This window comes from Duganella sp. LjRoot269, from assembly GCF_964254095.1.
GTDB lineage: Bacteria > Pseudomonadota > Gammaproteobacteria > Burkholderiales > Burkholderiaceae_D > Rugamonas > Rugamonas hordei.
Map to the genome: position 1 here is coordinate 6,437,303 of NZ_CAXUSL020000001.1, position 15,907 is coordinate 6,453,209.

The 15,907-nt window shown below is 64.4% G+C and carries 12 protein-coding genes; 6 read left to right on the forward strand and 6 right to left on the reverse strand.

Features of this window, described 5'->3' with window-relative positions:
- Positions 1–55 precede the first annotated feature (55 nt).
- Positions 56–1,624 carry a DEAD/DEAH box helicase gene (locus tag ACSQ3S_RS28780; RefSeq protein ID WP_436144522.1) on the reverse strand — a complete coding sequence of 523 codons (1,569 nt, stop codon included), beginning with the start codon at positions 1,622–1,624 and terminating at the stop codon, positions 56–58.
- 275 nt (positions 1,625–1,899) lie between these two features.
- On the opposite strand from ACSQ3S_RS28780, the gene ACSQ3S_RS28785 reads away from it, so the two are divergent.
- Both ACSQ3S_RS28785 and ACSQ3S_RS28790 read left to right on the forward strand, forming a co-directional pair.
- Complete coding sequence (locus ACSQ3S_RS28785) at positions 1,900–4,983, forward strand: diguanylate cyclase (protein WP_436144523.1); 3,084 nt, start codon at positions 1,900–1,902, stop codon at positions 4,981–4,983.
- 6 nt (positions 4,984–4,989) lie between these two features.
- Positions 4,990–5,175, forward strand: coding sequence for an oxidoreductase-like domain-containing protein (locus ACSQ3S_RS28790; RefSeq protein ID WP_176652619.1), 186 nt, complete (start codon positions 4,990–4,992; stop codon positions 5,173–5,175).
- Between the two features lie 13 nt (positions 5,176–5,188).
- Here the strand turns inward: ACSQ3S_RS28790 and ACSQ3S_RS28795 are convergent, their stop codons facing one another.
- Positions 5,189–6,901, reverse strand: a complete 1,713-nt coding sequence (locus ACSQ3S_RS28795; RefSeq protein WP_436144524.1) for an alkaline phosphatase family protein — start codon at positions 6,899–6,901, stop codon at positions 5,189–5,191.
- A complete protein-coding gene (locus ACSQ3S_RS28800) occupies positions 6,901–9,135 on the reverse strand; it encodes a TonB-dependent receptor (protein WP_436144525.1) in 2,235 nt (744 codons plus the stop codon). Before ACSQ3S_RS28800 ends, ACSQ3S_RS28795 begins: the two co-directional genes overlap by 1 nt.
- A 193-nt stretch (positions 9,136–9,328) precedes the next feature.
- On the opposite strand from ACSQ3S_RS28800, the gene ACSQ3S_RS28805 reads away from it, so the two are divergent.
- Both ACSQ3S_RS28805 and ACSQ3S_RS28810 read left to right on the forward strand, forming a co-directional pair.
- Positions 9,329–10,609, forward strand: a complete 1,281-nt coding sequence (locus tag ACSQ3S_RS28805) for an NRAMP family divalent metal transporter (RefSeq protein WP_436144526.1) — start codon at positions 9,329–9,331, stop codon at positions 10,607–10,609.
- A gap of 35 nt (positions 10,610–10,644) precedes the next feature.
- Positions 10,645–11,001, forward strand: coding sequence for a hypothetical protein (locus ACSQ3S_RS28810; RefSeq protein WP_436144527.1), 357 nt, complete (start codon positions 10,645–10,647; stop codon positions 10,999–11,001).
- Here ACSQ3S_RS28810 and ACSQ3S_RS28815 read toward each other — a convergent pair.
- Complete coding sequence (locus ACSQ3S_RS28815) at positions 10,994–12,874, reverse strand: putative bifunctional diguanylate cyclase/phosphodiesterase (protein ID WP_436144528.1); 1,881 nt, start codon at positions 12,872–12,874, stop codon at positions 10,994–10,996. The two genes, ACSQ3S_RS28810 and ACSQ3S_RS28815, sit on opposite strands and share 8 nt — an antisense overlap.
- 497 nt (positions 12,875–13,371) lie before the next feature.
- On the opposite strand from ACSQ3S_RS28815, the gene ACSQ3S_RS28820 reads away from it, so the two are divergent.
- Positions 13,372–13,890 carry a hypothetical protein gene (locus ACSQ3S_RS28820; RefSeq protein ID WP_436144529.1) on the forward strand — a complete coding sequence of 173 codons (519 nt, stop codon included), beginning with the start codon at positions 13,372–13,374 and terminating at the stop codon, positions 13,888–13,890.
- A 24-nt stretch (positions 13,891–13,914) separates the two neighbouring features.
- Here the strand turns inward: ACSQ3S_RS28820 and ACSQ3S_RS28825 are convergent, their stop codons facing one another.
- Complete coding sequence (locus tag ACSQ3S_RS28825; RefSeq protein WP_436144530.1) at positions 13,915–14,214, reverse strand: putative quinol monooxygenase; 300 nt, start codon at positions 14,212–14,214, stop codon at positions 13,915–13,917.
- Positions 14,215–14,331: 117 nt separating this feature from the next.
- Here ACSQ3S_RS28825 and ACSQ3S_RS28830 point away from each other — a divergent pair, with 117 nt between their 5' ends.
- On the forward strand, positions 14,332–15,291 hold the full coding sequence (locus tag ACSQ3S_RS28830; protein WP_436144531.1) for a GlxA family transcriptional regulator: 960 nt from the start codon (positions 14,332–14,334) through the stop codon (positions 15,289–15,291).
- A 2-nt stretch (positions 15,292–15,293) separates the two neighbouring features.
- On the opposite strand, the gene ACSQ3S_RS28835 is transcribed toward ACSQ3S_RS28830, so the two are convergent.
- Entirely contained in the window at positions 15,294–15,899 is a 606-nt protein-coding gene (locus ACSQ3S_RS28835) for a LysE/ArgO family amino acid transporter (protein WP_436144532.1), read from the reverse strand.
- Positions 15,900–15,907 lie beyond the last annotated feature (8 nt).

Below are 15,907 nucleotides of genomic sequence, written 5' to 3' on the forward strand. Positions count from 1 at the left end.
AGCCCCGGCAAAGGCAAGGCCGGCGAAAAAAAACCGGCGCAGGGCCGGTCTTCTTTTACTGCTTGGGCGCGCCGCCCAGCAGGAAGGCGATCTTCTGCTTGGGCTTGGAGGCGGCCGCGCCGCCCAGCGTGGCCGACGGCGCCGGCGTGACGGCCTTGGCCGGTTCGTAAGGCTTGAGGAACCACGGATCGACCTTCTCGCGGCGCGAGCCGTACGAGGAGGCGCCGGCGGCGCGCGGCGCGGGACGGTCGCCACGGTCACCCCGGTCGGATGGACGACCGGCCGACGACGAGGCGCCGCGCGGCGCTTCGTCGCGGCGCGGGCGGCGTTCGCCGCGCTCGTCGCCGCCGTACGACGGCGCCGGGTTGAAGCCGTCCAGCTCGCCGCGGCGGATGGACTGCTTGATCAGTTTCTCGATGTCGGTCAGCAGGCGCTCGTCCTTGTCCGAATAGATCGAGATGGCGTCGCCGGAGGCGCCGGCGCGGCCGGTGCGGCCGATGCGGTGCACATAGTCTTCGGCGTTGTACGGCAGGTCGTAGTTGATCACGCACGGCAGGTCGGTGATGTCGAGGCCGCGCGCGGCGACGTCGGTGGCGACCAGGATGTCGATCTCGCCCTTCTTGAACGATTCCAGCGCGGCCATGCGCTCCTGCTGCGTCTTGTCGCCATGGATGGCGACCGCCTTCATGCCTTCCTGCTCCAGTCCCTTGGCCAGGCGCGAGGCGCCGATCTTGGTGTTGGAGAAGATGATCACCTGCTTCAGCTCGCGCTGGCGCAGCAGGTGGGCGGTCAAGGCGTGCTTCTGGTTTTCCGGCACCTTGTACACCACCTGGGTGACCTTGTCGGCGGTCTGGTTGCTGCGCGCCACTTCGATCGTCACCGGGTTGCTGAGGAAGGTGTTGGCCAGCTTCTTGATCTCGGGCGAGAACGTGGCCGAGAACATCAGGTTCTGGCGCTTGGCCGGCAGCAGGTTGATGATGCGCTGCAGGTCCGGCAGGAAGCCCATGTCGAGCATGCGGTCGGCTTCGTCCATGACCAGCATCTGCACCTGGCCCAGGCTGATGTTCTTTTGTTCGACGTGGTCCAGCAGGCGGCCCGGGGTGGCGATGACGATCTCGACGCCGGCCTTCAGGATCACGGTCTGGCCCTTCATGTCCATGCCGCCGAACACCACGGTCGAGCGCAGCGGCGTGTGCTGGGCGTAGGCCTTGACGTTCTCGGCCACCTGCACCGCCAGTTCGCGGGTCGGGGTCAGGATCAGCGCGCGCACCGGGTGGCGCGCCGGCGAGGTGCTGGTGCTGGCGTGGGCCAGCAGCATCTGGATGATGGGCAGCGCGAAGCCGGCGGTCTTGCCGGTGCCGGTCTGGGCCGCGCCCATGACGTCGCGCCCCTGCAGCAGCACGGGAATCGCCTGCGCCTGGATCGGCGTCGGGTGCACATAGCCCTGGCCGGTCAGCGCGCGCAGGATGTCCGGCGACAGGCCGAAATCGGCAAAGCGGACTTGGGCGACGACTGGTTCGGCAGGCGCGGCGGCCACGGCAGGTTCGGCGGCAGGTTCGGCCACGGCTGGGGCTTCGGCGACTGGCGCGGGAACGGACGGGGTGATGATCTCGGTTTCGGACATAATGTGTGCGGCGGCCCGCAGCGGACAGCCAAGCTTTCTTCAATTAACGACGTATTGTGCGCTGCCCGCCCGGACGGAGCTACAACTTGGAGGAAGTGCGGAAGGACTGACGGGGCGGCAGCGCGGCCACAGCAGGATACAATGAGCGCCGTAAACTATACCCTAAATCGGGGCAACTGCGCTAAAAACCAGCACTTATATACGGAATCAATTGCATCAATGGCATGTATAATAGCCATTCTGTACAGAAACTGCACGCCATCGGAAATCCCCACATGCCCCCGCTCTTGCCGGTTCTACGCCGCTTCCTGCCGCTATTCCTGTTGCTGATTTCACTGTTCTCCCAGGCCACGCCGGCGCCGTCGCTGCGCTTCAAGAAGCTGGGGCCGCTGGGCGGCGACGAGCCGTCGATGCTGTCGCTGATGCAGGACCGCAAAGGCTTCGTGTGGGTCGGCACCCACACCAACGGCCTGTACCGCTACAACGGCTACCAGGCGGTCAAGTACATCAACAACCCCAACGACCCGGCCAGCCTGCCGCACGACCGCGTGTCGGCCATCTACGAGGACAAGCAGGGCCGCATCTGGGCCGGCACCCAGAACGGCCTGGCCCGCTTCAACCCGGAGAGCAACAACTTCACGCTGTTCGCGCCGCCGGGCAAGGCGCCGAAGAACCACCGCATCATCAAGAACATCATTTCCGACGGCAAGGACGGCATGTGGGTCGGCAGCTGGGGCGGCCTGCAGCACTTCAATCCCAACACCGGCAAGTTCACCGTCTACGCCCATGACGAGGCCGACCCGGGCAGCCTGGCCAGCAACGACCTGAACGCGCTGGCGCTGGACGCCAGGGGCGGCGTCTGGATCGGCACCTGGCCCGGCGGGCTGGACTACCTGGCGCCCGGCGCCACCACGTTCCAGCACCACCAGGTCGACCCGGCCACCAAGCCGGACGCGCGCGTCAACATCGTCCGCGCGCTGCAGTTCGACAACACCGGCGCGCTGTGGATAGGCACCGAGTCCGGCGTCATCCGCTGGGACGGCAAGAGCGACTGGGACACGCGCAAGGCCGTGCCCTCGCCGTACAGCCGCATCACCAACTTCAACATCGACAACAAGGGCACCCTGTGGTGCACCACCCTGTCGGCCGGCCTGCTGCGCTGGAACGAATCGACCGGCGAGTTCGACCAGTTCGTGCACGCGGCCGACGACCCCTACAGCCTGCCCGGCGACAACCTGCGCGCCGTCATGCAGGATCGCGGCGGCATGCTGTGGATCGCCTCCTTCACCGACGGCATCAGCCTGGCCAACCTGTCGAGCGAGGGCTTCACCCGCCACGTGCCGTTCCGCATCGACAGCCGCTCGGCGCCGGCCAGCAACGCGCTGCTGAGCCTGGCCCGCGCGCCGGGCGGCCGCGTCTGGCTCGGCGGCAACGTCGGCATGAGCTTGTACGACCCGGCCACCAGCACCGTGGTGCGCAGCTACCACGCCGACGACAAGACGCCCGGCAAGCTGAGCCATTCCATCGTCTACAGCATGTACCAGGACGACGAGGGCAAGGGCCCGCTGTGGCTGGGCACGTCGAACGGCCTGAACCGCCTGGACACGCCGGACAGCCCGTTCCAGGTGATCCACTTCGGCAATACCGCCAGCGACTATATCAACGCCATCGCGCCCGGCGCCGGCGGCGTGCTGTGGCTGGCCACCGGCAACAGCCTGATCCGCTACGAGATCAAGACCGACGCCCGCAAGATCTATTACAACGACGCCCAAGACCCGACCACGCGCAGCGTCAACGGCACCTCGGCCGTGCTGGAGGACAAGGCCGGCCGCGTCTGGGCCGGCTCGGAATGGAACGGCGGCGGCCTCGACCTGCTGGACCCGGCCAGCGGCAAGTTCCGCCATTTCCGCCACGCCGGCAACGATACGGCCAGTCTCAGCGACGACAACATCGCCAGCCTGCACGAGGATGGCCAGGGCCGGGTCTGGGTCGGCACCAGCAAGGGCTTGAACCTGGTGGTGTTCAAGCCGGACGGCACGGTCCGTTTCAAATCCTACGCGGCGGCCATGCGCGCGCCCAAGATCCTCGCCATCGAGCACGACCTCGACGGCAAGATCTGGTGCAGCACCATCGCCGGCCTGTACCGCCTCGACCCGGCCACCGGCCAGGTCAGCCATTTCTCCGCGTCGGACGGCCTAACCGAGGGCTTCACCGTCAACTCCTCGTCGATGGACGCCAAGGGCACCCTGTACTTCGGCGGCGTGCACGGCATGACGGCGGTGACGCCGGGCGCCGTGCGCTCGAGCTCGGTCGCGCCGCAGGTGGCGATCACCGACATCACCGTGTTCAACCACTCGCTGCAGGACGGCAAGCCGGGCGAGAACGTCAAGGCCGAGGGGCCGGTGACGTCGCCGACCGCGCTGACCTTGTCGTCGCAGGCGTCGGTGTTCTCGCTGGAATTCGCCGCGCTGCACTACACCGAGCCGGCCGAGAACCGCTATGCCTACCAGCTGCAGGGCTTCGACCGCGACTGGGTCGAGACCGACGCCGCGCACCGCAGCGCCAGCTACACCAACCTCAATCCCGGCCACTACGTGTTCCGGGTCAAGGCCGCCAACCACCTGGGCGTGTGGAATCCCGAGCCGGCCACCCTGCGCATCACGATCACGCCGCCGTTCTGGCAGCGCTGGTGGTTCCGCGCCGGCGCGGCCGCGCTGGTGCTCGGCTCGCTGCTGCTGGCCTACAAGATCCGCATCGCCCGCCTGACGCGCACCCAGGCCAAGCTGGAGCAGCTGGTGGCCGCGCGCACCGGCGAGCTGGAGGAATCGAACCGCAAGCTGGCCGCGCTGAGCACCACCGACGGCCTGACCGGCGTCAGCAACCGCCGCGGTTTCGACCTGGCGCTGGAAGCCGAATGGCGCCGCGCCGCGCGCACCGGCCAGGCGGTGGCGCTGCTGATGCTGGACGTCGACTACTTCAAGAAGTACAACGACCATTACGGCCACCAGGCCGGCGACGCGGCGCTGCGCACGGTGGCCGAACTGATCACCGCGCACGGCCGCCGCACCAGCGACCTGGTGGCGCGCTACGGCGGCGAGGAATTCGCGCTGCTGGCGGCGGCCACCGACACGGCCGACGCCTTCGGCATCGCCGAGGAAATCTGCGCCGAGCTGGCGCGCCGCAAGATGCCGCACCAGCAGTCGCCGTTCGGGCATCTGACGATCAGCGTCGGCGTGGCGGTGATGGTGCCGACCGAGGACAGCTCGCCGGAACTGCTGGTGCAGGCGGCCGACCGCGCCCTGTACCGCGCCAAGGAAAAGGGCCGCAACATGGCGCTGCTGGCCATCGCGGAGGAGTAGGCGGGAATGGACGGGCAGACCACGCCGGCGGCCGACGATCCGATGCCGGTGCCGCCGCAGCCGCCGCAACCGGGCGACTGCTGCCACAGCGGCTGCACCTTCTGCGTCGAGGACATGTACCAGGATGAGCTGGAGCGCTACCACGCGGCGCTGGCCGCGTGGCGGCTGCGCCATGGCGGCGCGCCGGCTTGAGCGGCTTGAGCGTTTAGCGGCGGGCGCTGGAAAAGTCGAACAGGTTCATCAGGTCGCCGATGGCCGGGCGGTTGACCGGCACGTATGGGTCGGCCTTGCCGTGCACCGGGTTGGGCAGGTTATCGCGGCTGCGCGGCGAGATCGGCGGCAGCGACCAGTTGCGCTCGATGAACTTGGCGATCGACGCGTGATCGTAGTAGGTGTGGTCGACCGCGCCTTTTTTGGCCCACGGCGAAATGGCGATCAGCGGGATGCGCGTGCCGTCGCCGAAGAAATCGATCGCCTGCACATAGCCGGAATCGTAGTAGCCGCCGCCCTCGTCGAAGGTGACCAGGATCGCCGTGCTCCTCCACAACGCCGGATTGGCCTTGACCCGCTCCATCACGCCGGCCACCAGTTCGTCGAAGCTGGTTTCCATCGCATAGCCGGGATGGCCGGAGATGCTGTCGTACGGGGCGATCACCGCCACCGCCGGGAAGCTGGCGGCGTCCTTGACGTCGACATAGAACTGCATCAGGTCGACCAGCTTGTCCTTGTCCGGCCCGTTCATCGTCGAGCTGAAGAAGGTCGGCGTGTCGCACATGCCGCAGTATTCCTTGTCGAGCTTCTTGCCGTCGTTGCGGCCGCCGCTATACCACTTCCACGACACGCCGCCGGCCGTCATCGCGTCGCCGATGTGCGGCATCGATTGCGGCGGCAGCAGGAACTTGTCCGGGCCCAGCGGCAGCGGCTCGCCCGACGGCGCGTACGCCGGATCGAGGTTGTTGACCATGTAGTAGTGGCCGGGCGCGCAGTTGCCGTCGTTGAAGGCGCGGTAAGGCAGGCCGGCCAGCAGGCCGCGGATGCCGGCCACGCCGGGCTGTTCCGGATCGGCGCAGTTGACGTAGGTGCCGCCGCGATAGCCGTCCTCGGTGTACCAGTTGTTGGTGCCGGGCTGGGCGTCGGGATTCTCGATCAGCTTGGCCGGCGGCACGGCGGCCTGGCCGTTTTCCGTGTAGTAGCCGACGTCGGCCGTCGCCAGCGCGAAGTAGTTGGCGGTGGTGCCGCCCATGATGGGCTGGTGGTAGTTGTCGGCGATCGCGTACTGGTCGGCCAGGCGCTTGAACAGCGGCGCGTCGCCGGTGGACATATTGTAGAAGCCCATCGCCACGCCGCCCTGCAGCGTCTTGCCCGGCGTCATGGGCGTCGGATAGGGATTGCTGGGGCCGGGACCGGTCTGGTCGGCCACCCAGACGAAGTAATCGTTCTTGCCGCCGTCGACCTGCTGCCACATCTGGAAGAAGCGGTGCGTCGGGTCGCCCGTGTGGGCGCCGTAGCTGACGTGGTGGGTGATCTGGAACGGGCCGTTGGGCAGGTTGGACGGGAAGCGCGCATCCGGCACGTCCTGGCGCTGGCCGAAGGCGCCGCCGGCCCACGGCTGCGGCAGGATGCCGTAGACGCCGTTGAATTCCGGCGTCGGCGTGTAGGCGCCGGCGGACAGGCCCAGCTTCTGGGCCGCGTCGGCAAAACGCGGACCCGGCGTGCCGTCCTTGTTGACGATTTTCTTCGACAACAGGTTGGACACCGTCTGTCCCTTGCGCGGCTGGTACACGCCGTACAGGTTGTCAAACGTGCGGTTCTCGCCCACCAGCACGATGACGTGCTCGATAGGCGTTGTGCTCGCACCGGCCGCTGCGGCGGCCGAGGATATCAGGGCACCGCAGCAGGCCAGCGCGAGGCGGCGCATTACAGCTTGCCGTTCAAGGTGACGAACAGCTGGCGCGGCGCGCCGGTCAGCAGCGTTTGCGCGGTGCCGGTCGGGTCGCTGGCCTGGAAGCCGTTGGAACCGATGGTGCTGATGTACTGCTTGTCGAACAGGTTGGTGACGTTCACTTGCAGCGACAGGTCTTTCAGCACGCCCAGGTTCTTCATCTTGTAGCCGGCCGACAGGTTGGCCAGCCAGAACGATGGCACGCCGCCGTCGTTCAGGTAGGTGTAGTAGCGCTTGCCGGTGTACTTGCCGCCGACGCGGGCGAACCAGGTGCCGCTTTCATACGACGCTTCGGTGTTGAACAGGTTGCGCGGCGCATCGACCACGGTCTTGCCGCTGACGGCCACCAGGGTGCTGCCGTCCATGTAGTTCGACTTGTACTTGGAATCGTTGAAGGTGTACGAGTTGAACCAGCTGATTTCGCGGTTGAACTTCCACACGGCGATCGCTTCGACGCCCTTGGTGTCGACCTTGCCGACGTTGACAAAGGTCGACGGGCAACCGACGATGCCGGCGCAGGTGGCCACGCTCAGCTGGCGGTCGTCGAAATTGGCGCTGTAGACGGCCAGCGAACCCTGGATGTCGGCGCGCTTGAAGCGGTAGCCGAGGTCGACGTTGACCGAGGTTTCCGGCTTCAGGTTGGCCTTGCCGGCGTTGTAGGCGACCTGGGTCTGCGAGAACGGACCGGACACGCCGGGCTGGTGCGCGCGCATGTTTTTCGATGCGGAGGCGAACACCTCGTCGTCGGCGCTGATGGCGTAGTTGACGCCGGCCTGCGGCAGGAATTTCTTTTGCGCGTCCAAGTCGCCGGCGGCGCGGGTGCCGACGATGTTGGTGGCCTTGATGTCGACGTCCATCGCCTTGAAGCCGGCGTTGAACTTCAGCTTGCCGTCCATGGCGCTGACGGTGTCGGCCAGGTAGTACTGCGAGGTGGTGGTGATGAAGTTCTGCTTGAAGTCGGTGCGGAACGGATTGGCCAGGAAATACATGGTGTCGGCCGGACCGGTCACGCCGTAGTAGTTGCGGCTGACGGTGTGGTTGCTGCGCTCGCCCCAGACGCCGGCGGTGATGGTGTGGTTGCCCAGTTCCCAGGTCAGGTCGCTGGTGACGCCGTCGCGGCCGATCGAGTATTCGGTGGTGCGCAGCGAGATCGGATTGGCGGCGTCGGTCGCCACGTACGGGGTGTACCAGTGGCCCTGGCCGTCGTTGTCGTGGTGGTAGAGCGTGGTCTTCAGGTCGAGCGACGGGGTCAGGTGCAGGTCCAGCGTCAGGCCGCCGATGGTGTCCTTGCGCAGGCCGCCGGCCGAGTAGTAGGCGTCGTCCAGGCTGTTGACGCCGCCGGTGTAGATGCCCTTGGCGGCATTGACCGCGCGCTGCCAGTCCGGCTGGTAGTTGTCCCAGCCGTAGCCCAGGCGGCGCACCATTTCCAGCGACACGTCCTGGTAGTCGACTTCGCGGCGGTCGGAGTAGTTGACGAAGCCGGTCAGGCTGTTTTCGCCGAAGTTGAACACGAAGCGCGAGTTCAGCTGGTCCTGGTCCTGGCCGCCGGCGCCCTTGGTCTTGTCGGTGCGCTGGCGGGTGCCGCTGATGAAGGCCTTGACCGCGCCGTTGATCAGGCCGGTATCGACGCGGGCGAAGGTGCGCGAGGTCGAATCGCTGCCGAAGGTTTGCGCGAAGGTCAGGCCGCGCTCGTCGGTCGGCGCCAGCGTGAAGAATTGCACGGTGCCGCCCAGGTTGCTGGTCGACGCGGTGCCGACCGAGCCGGCGCCCTGCGACACCGACACGCTGCCGATGTTTTCCGACGAGACGGCGCGGCTGATGTGCAGGCCGTTGTTGTTACCGTAGCTCATGTCGCCGAGCGGGATGCCGTCCAGCGTGAAGCCCAGCTGGTTCTGGTTGAAGCCGCGGATGCTGAAGCGGGTCGACCATTCATAGGCGCCGAACGGGTCGGAGGACTGGAAGTTCACGCCCGGCAGTTTTTCCAGCACCTTCAACGGGCTGGTGCCCGGCAGCGCTTCGGCCAGATCGGCCTTGTTGATGTTCTGCACCTGGCGCGACTGGCCGCGGCCGGTGATTTCCACCGTTTGCACCGGACCGACGATGGCGCCGGCGACCGAGCTGTCGTCGGCCGCGTCCGCTGCGTAAGCGTGGAAAGCCAAGGTTTGCAGTACCACCAGGCACAAAGGTTTCAAAGGGAAGCGCTGTTGCATGATTGTTGTTCTTTCTTGCTGGTTAGTGGAAACTAGTCTGGAACTAAACTGGCAAGATTGTAGGAAGCGCATATGACGTTGCGATGACGGCGCTGTGACATATTGGTGACATGGCAACATGTCCAGCGTACGCCAACGTACGGACTCTCCCATGGCCCCGCCCTAGCATGGAACAAAGGAGAGCACTATGGACATGAGCACACCGTCACCGGCACCGGCGGCAAAGGCGGGCTGGCTGAGCAAACTGGGCCCGGGCCTGATCACCGGCGCCGCCGACGACGACCCCAGCGGCATCGCCACCTATTCGCAGGCCGGCGCGCAGTTCGGCTACGGCATGCTGTGGACGGTGCTGCTGACGTATCCGCTGATGGTCGGCATCCAGGCGATCAGCGCGCACATCGGCCGGGTCAGCGGACACGGCCTGGCGACCAATATCCGCCGCCACTTTCCGGCGCCGCTGCTGTACGCCATCGTCGGCCTGCTGCTGGTGGCCAACACCATCAACATCGCCGCCGACATCGCCGCCATGGGCCAGGCGGTGCAGCTGCTGGCCGGCGGCGGCGCGCACTGGTATGCGGCGGGAGCCGGCCTGCTGTCGCTGGTGCTGCAGGTGACCTTGCCGTACAGCCGCTATGTGCGCGTGCTGAAGTGGCTGACGCTGAGCCTGCTGGCCTATGTCGGCACCGCGCTGCTGCTCAAGCTGCCGTGGCTGACGGTGCTGCACGATGCGCTGCTGCCCAAGCTGTCGTGGCAGCCGGTGTACATCACCATGGTGGTGGCGATCTTCGGCACCACGATCAGCCCGTATCTGTTCTTCTGGCAAGCCTCGCAGGAAGTGGAGGACTTGCGTGCCGATCCCAAGGCCAAGGCACTCAAGCATGCGAGCGAGCAGGCGCCGGCTCAACTCCGCCGCATCAAGATCGACACCGTGGTCGGCATGGGCTTTTCCAACCTGGTGGCGATGTTCATCATGCTGACCACCGCCGCCACGCTGGGCGCGCATGGCGTGACGCAGATCGAGTCGTCGGCGCAGGCTGCGTCGGCGCTGCGGCCGATCGCCGGCGACTTCGCGTTCGCGCTGTTCAGCATGGGCATCATCGGCACCGGCCTGCTGGCGGTGCCGGTGTTGGCGGGTTCGGCCGCCTACGCCATCGCCGGCGCGATGAGCTGGAAGAACAGCCTGGAGCTGGAGATGTCGGGGGCGAAAAAATTCTACGGCATCATCATCGCCTCGACGGTGATCGGCACCGCGCTGTGCTTCACCCATGTCGATCCGATCAAGGCGCTGTACTGGAGCGCGGTGGTCAACGGCGTGATCTCGGTGCCCATCATGGCGGTGGTGATGCTGCTGGCGGCGCGGCCGTCGGTGATGGGCAAGCTGGTGATCTCGCGCCGCCTGACCGTGCTGGGCTGGCTGTGCACCGGCGTCATGGCGGCGGCCGTGCTGGCGATGTTCGCCACGATGGGAAAATAATCGGGTAAGCTTGGATTTTTCCCTCGGAGCTGTTCATGGCGCGACCTATTGCATCGATTGCATCGATTGCCTTGCTGCTGTCTGGCCTGCTGAGCCTGTCCGCGCTGGCCTTTGAACGTCCCTTCCCCACCAACGCGCTGCGCGGCAAAATGACGCCCGGCTATTTTCCCGACGTGACCATCGACGGCAAGGTACGCCAGCTGTCGCCGGCCGCGCGCATCTTCAACCAGGACAACATGATAGAAATGCCGGCCTCGCTGCGCGGCAGCGATATCGTGGTCAACTACACGGTGGACGGCAACGGCAATATCGACCGCATCTGGATATTGACGCGTGACGAGGCGGCGCAAAAGCTGCCGGACGCGGCAGCGGTGGCCGCAGGCGTCAAATAACGAAATTGTCGACCAGCGGCTGTGCCGGCAGCTTGTCGGCAAACACTTGCAACTCGTCCGGCGGGATCGGGCGCGAGATGTGATACCCCTGCAGGTAGTGGCAACCCATCTTTTCCAGGATCGCCGCCTGGCCGGCCGTTTCCACGCCTTCCGCCACCAGTTGCAGGCCCAGGCTGTGTCCCATGGCGATGATCGCGTGCACCAGATTGTTGCTGCGCTCGCTATGTTCGATGTCCATGACAAAGGCGCGGTCGATTTTCAGCGTGTTGAGCTGGAACTGCGTCAGGTAGCTGAGCGAGGAATAGCCGGTGCCGAAATCGTCCAATGAAATGCCGACGCCCAGCGTCCGCAGCTGCGCCAGCACGTCGCGCACCGTGCCGCCGTCGTCGATCAGCACGCGCTCGGTCAGCTCCAGTTCCAGCTGGCGGGCCGGCAAGCCATGGCGCTCCAGCGCCTGACGCACCAGGCCGACGAAGCCGGGATCGGCCAGCTGCCAGGCCGAGACATTGATGCTGAGCGTGATGCCGCCCAACTCCCCCGGCTGCCAGCAGGCCACCTGTCTGCACGCTTCTTCCAGCACCCAGGTGCCAATTTCCACGATCATGCCGCTATCTTCCGCGACCGGGATAAAACGGTCCGGGGCCACGCGGCCCAATAAAGCGCTGTCCCAGCGCAGCAGCGCCTCCACCTTGGTCAGCTTGCCGGTGCGGGCATTGGTGATCGCCTGATAGACCAGATGGAATTCGCCGGCCTCGATGGCGCCGCGCAGGGCGCCGTCGATCACCAGCGCGTCCTTGGCGGAGGCGTTCATCGCGTCGTTAAAGAAGCGCAGCTCGCCGCGTCCGCTCTTCTTGGCCTCGTACATGGCGATGTCGGCGTTGCGTACCAGCGTGTTGCTATCGCCGCCGTGCATTGGATAGCAGGCAACGCCGACGCTGGCCGATACGCCGATCATGTGGTGCGATACATTGAAGCAGGTGGCCATCGCCGCGATGACCTGGCCGGCGCAATCGGCCGCCATCTGCTCGGCAGCGCCGCGCGGCAGGCCGGGGATCAGGACGATGAATTCGTCGCCGCCAAAGCGGGCCAGCACGTCCTGCGGCCGCAGCACGTCATGCAGGCGGCCGGCCGCCTGGCGCAGCAGCTCGTCGCCAGCCGCATGGCCGAAGGAATCGTTGACGCGCTTGAACTTGTCCAGGTCGATGAACAGCAGCGCGCATTCGCCCTCCGTGGCGGCGGCGCTTTCCACCGCCTCCGCCAGCCGCTGCGACATCGCGTGGCGGTTGAAAAAGCCGGTGACCGGATCGATACGGGCCGCCCGGTACAGCAGGTCGTCCTTTTTCTTGCGCTCGCTGATGTCCAGCAGTTGTACCAGGCAGTACAGCCGGCCGCGCTCCACGTACGGCGACGCCAGCATTTCGACGGGCAACTTGTGACCGTTATGCAGCGTAAACATTGCCGTTTCCACCACGGGGTACTCGGCGCCTGGCGCCTCGAAACGGCGGAAATAATCGTCCGCCATTTGACGGGTCAGGCCGGGCAGCAACTCGCTGACATGGCGGCCGATCAGATCGGAAGGTTTATTGCATCCCAATAAGCGGGCGCAGCGCTCGTTGGCCACGATGACATATCCACGGCGGTCGCGTATCAGGAAACCATTGCTCAGGCTATCGATGGTGCGCGCGTAACGCTGCTGGATTTCCTCTTGAACCGCATAAATCAAACCCAGCATGCTGAGGGTTTTCAATATGGTGGTGCCGACGAACCAGATTAAATACAATTCCGGCCCCAGCGTGACGGCGCTGAGCAAATTAAACCCACCACGCAAGACCAGCGTTAATCCCAGCAGCCGATAGCGATTTTTCCCGCTCATTAATCTCTGACCACACCACAGCATCACGGTGCCGAGTGCAAAGGCGCTGCCGGGCGCCAATATGGCGGGATTATTATGCCAGATTAAATAGAATATTCCGGTGATCAATACGCCTGAGGGAAATATCCAGCGTATTTGAGTTGGAGACAATTCACCAAGAAAGAATTTGGTGCCGCTCCAATAACCCAGCATGCCGACAGTAAGAAGGAATGCACACAAAGGAATACGCAGCGATTCGGATAATATGGTGTCGCCAATGAACCATACCATGATTCCGCTCATCACGGATAGTTGGCCAATACCCCAGAACAGCGCATGTTTTTCCTTGCGCTGCATAAGCCAGAGAAAAACCAGCAATGAGCTCAGAATAGCGTCTGCCGCGAATGCGGCTGCTACTGCGGAGAGGTGGGCGTAATTACTGAGGTCCGTGCTCATATATATCTGCCGTTTCGGGACCAGGATCCTGGAGAGCGTATCAAAGTGACTATCTGCATTGTATGCCGAACGACAGCGGCAGCGGTATTCCATCCCGATTCCAGTGTTGCCTATTGGCACAATCAAGGCTTTGCCCCGGCTCCAGTGCTGCAAGCATGCTTTTTATGCTAAAAATTGGCACGTACTTGCCAGTTTTGAGCTTGGAGCGCTTGGGTGCCGGGCTGCGCACTGCGCCACGCAGCGAAGACAAACGCACTGCCATCATTAATGCCGCGCTTGTCGAATTTGCCGCACGCGGCGTTTGGTCGACACGTCCATTGGGGTGCGCAAAGTCCGGTGAAAATGAAAGTGCCGGGGAATTACGCCTGTCCGATCAGATTACCGAAGAAAGCCGGGCCGCCGGGTCGCCTCCTTTTTCGGCTTTAATTGAATTAATGCAGAACAGCATCAACGATGAATTAATCCGGGATTATCCTGTAAATTTCATCGACGCCATGTTTAGCGTATTGGCTGAAACCACGATGGCTTATATAGAAAGTAGCAAAAAAAGACGGCACAGATTATTGTGCCGGCGGCTTTGAAACTCTATGGCGAGGGTTGACGCTTTAACTGTTTTTCAGTCCCAGCACTTCTATCGCCTCTATCGTCGGCGCGCGCACGAACAATTCGTCCGCTTTCGCCATCAAGGCTTGAGCAATAGGCCCTTTCAAATGTGCCTGGCGGCCCGCTTCATTCTCGAACGCATCGAATACGCCAAATACGTTGTCGGACAACTGCAGGGCAAACCAGATCGGAGTTTGCGCTTCCTGGTTGGCCAGCGACAGGCCCAGTTCCAGGAATTGTTTAACGTCGGCTTCCTTGCCCGGCTTCGCTTCAAAACGGGCAAACAGTGCATGCTTGATCATGCTGATCTCCTTAATGTTGCAATAAATCGCGGCTGCGATTGGGATCCACTTTACAGAGGCCTCCACCGCTGCGATACTGGCACGATTGACATCTTTAGTATTGATCTTGCCGAAATCATGAACATCACTGTCCTGGCCCTCGAAGGCGTGTTTGACACCGGCCTGGCGACCGTCCTTGACGCTTTCGGCACCGCCAACGAGCTCGTCGCGCTGCAAAACGGGCCCTCGGTGCAGTTCAACGTGACGATAGTCGGCGTCCGCCCGACGGTACGCAGCGCGCTGGGATTCGGCGTGCCGGTGGTGGCTGCCGCCGGTATGCCGGTGCCGGACCTGGTGGTCGTGCCCGCGCTGGGCTACAAAATGCCAGCCACGCTGCAGCCGGCGCTGGCCCGCGACGACGTCACGGAAGCCATCGGTTTGCTTAAAAATTGGGCAAGCAGCGGAACACGCATCGCCGCAGCCTGCATCGGCACCTTCGTGCTGGCGGAAAGCGGACTGCTCGATGGAAAGGAGGCCACCACCACCTGGTGGCTGACCGCCTACTTCCGCCAGCGCTACCCGAAAGTCAGACTGGACACCAGCCGCATGGTGGTCGGTTCCGGCCAGTTTGTGACCGGCGGCGCCGCGCTCAGCCATCTGGACATGACGTTGTGGCTGATACGCCAGGCCAGCCCCGAGCTGGCGGCGCTGGTGGCGAGCTATCTGGTGATCGACTCCCGGCCATCGCAATCGGCGTATGTGATTTCCGACCATCTGGCCAACGCCGATCCGCTGATCCAGCGCTTCGACCGCTGGATACGCGACCACATGGATCAAGGATTCAGCCTCGACGAGGCCGCCGCCGAACTGGCCACCAGCAAACGCACGCTGGCGCGCCGGTTGCAGGAGGTGCTGGGCAAAACACCGGTCAGCTATGTGCAGGACTTGCGCATCGAACAAGCGGTGCACCTGATTAAGACCAGCAGCCACAATATCGACCGTATCGCGGCCATGGTCGGCTATGCGGACGGCGTGACATTGCGCACGCTGCTGCGCCGGCGGCTCGGCAAGGGCATACGCGAAATCCGGGCAAGTTAGCGTCAGATGAACAAAGATACAGCCAGGATCCACATCACCAGTGCGATGATGGCGTCCAGTATCTGCCACGACCTCGGCCGGGCGAAGATGGGCGTCAAATAACGCGCTCCCAATCCCAGGCCGCTGAACCATATGATGGAAGCCAGCATGGCGCCCAGCGCGAAATACATCCGGCCATTACCTGGCTGCTGCCCGCCGATCGAGCCGAGCAGGACTACCGTGTCCAGATAAACGTGCGGATTCAGCAGGCTGAAGGCCAGCATGGCCGCAATGACTGTGCCGCGGTCGCCGGCCGGCGCCCCATCACCGGCCAGCATCGCGCCGGGATTCAGCGCGGATCGCGCCGCTCGCAGGCCGTACCAGAACAGGAAACCGGCGCCGGCAATCTTAATCCAGAACAGCAGTGCCGGCGCCTCGACGATCAACTGGCCCATGCCCGCGACGCCGGCGCCGATCAGCACGACGTCGCAGGCGATGCAAATCGCGATGCAGGTCAGCACGAATTCGCGCTTGAGCGCCTGCCTCAACAGATAGGCGTTTTGCGACCCGATCGCGACGATCAGACTGCCGCCGAGTCCGATACCTTTCAAAAAAGCTGTGGCTTCCATTTTTTCTC

Bases quoted from the DNA above. Each gene is read 5' to 3' on its own strand.
- ACSQ3S_RS28820 (WP_436144529.1), top strand. From the start codon at position 13,372: ATGCCGAACGACAGCGGCAGCGGTATTCCATCCCGATTCCAGTGTTGC.
- ACSQ3S_RS28795 (WP_436144524.1), bottom strand. From the start codon at position 6,901: ATGCGCCGCCTCGCGCTGGCCTGCTGCGGTGCCCTGATATCCTCGGCC.
- ACSQ3S_RS28815 (WP_436144528.1), bottom strand. From the start codon at position 12,874: ATGAGCGGGAAAAATCGCTATCGGCTGCTGGGATTAACGCTGGTCTTG.
- ACSQ3S_RS28800 (WP_436144525.1), bottom strand. From the start codon at position 9,135: ATGCAACAGCGCTTCCCTTTGAAACCTTTGTGCCTGGTGGTACTGCAA.
- ACSQ3S_RS28790 (WP_176652619.1), top strand. From the start codon at position 4,990: ATGGACGGGCAGACCACGCCGGCGGCCGACGATCCGATGCCGGTGCCG.
- ACSQ3S_RS28780 (WP_436144522.1), bottom strand. From the start codon at position 1,624: ATGTCCGAAACCGAGATCATCACCCCGTCCGTTCCCGCGCCAGTCGCC.
- ACSQ3S_RS28830 (WP_436144531.1), top strand. From the start codon at position 14,332: ATGAACATCACTGTCCTGGCCCTCGAAGGCGTGTTTGACACCGGCCTG.
- ACSQ3S_RS28805 (WP_436144526.1), top strand. From the start codon at position 9,329: ATGAGCACACCGTCACCGGCACCGGCGGCAAAGGCGGGCTGGCTGAGC.
- ACSQ3S_RS28825 (WP_436144530.1), bottom strand. From the start codon at position 14,214: ATGATCAAGCATGCACTGTTTGCCCGTTTTGAAGCGAAGCCGGGCAAG.
- ACSQ3S_RS28785 (WP_436144523.1), top strand. From the start codon at position 1,900: ATGCCCCCGCTCTTGCCGGTTCTACGCCGCTTCCTGCCGCTATTCCTG.
- ACSQ3S_RS28810 (WP_436144527.1), top strand. From the start codon at position 10,645: ATGGCGCGACCTATTGCATCGATTGCATCGATTGCCTTGCTGCTGTCT.
- ACSQ3S_RS28835 (WP_436144532.1), bottom strand. From the start codon at position 15,899: ATGGAAGCCACAGCTTTTTTGAAAGGTATCGGACTCGGCGGCAGTCTG.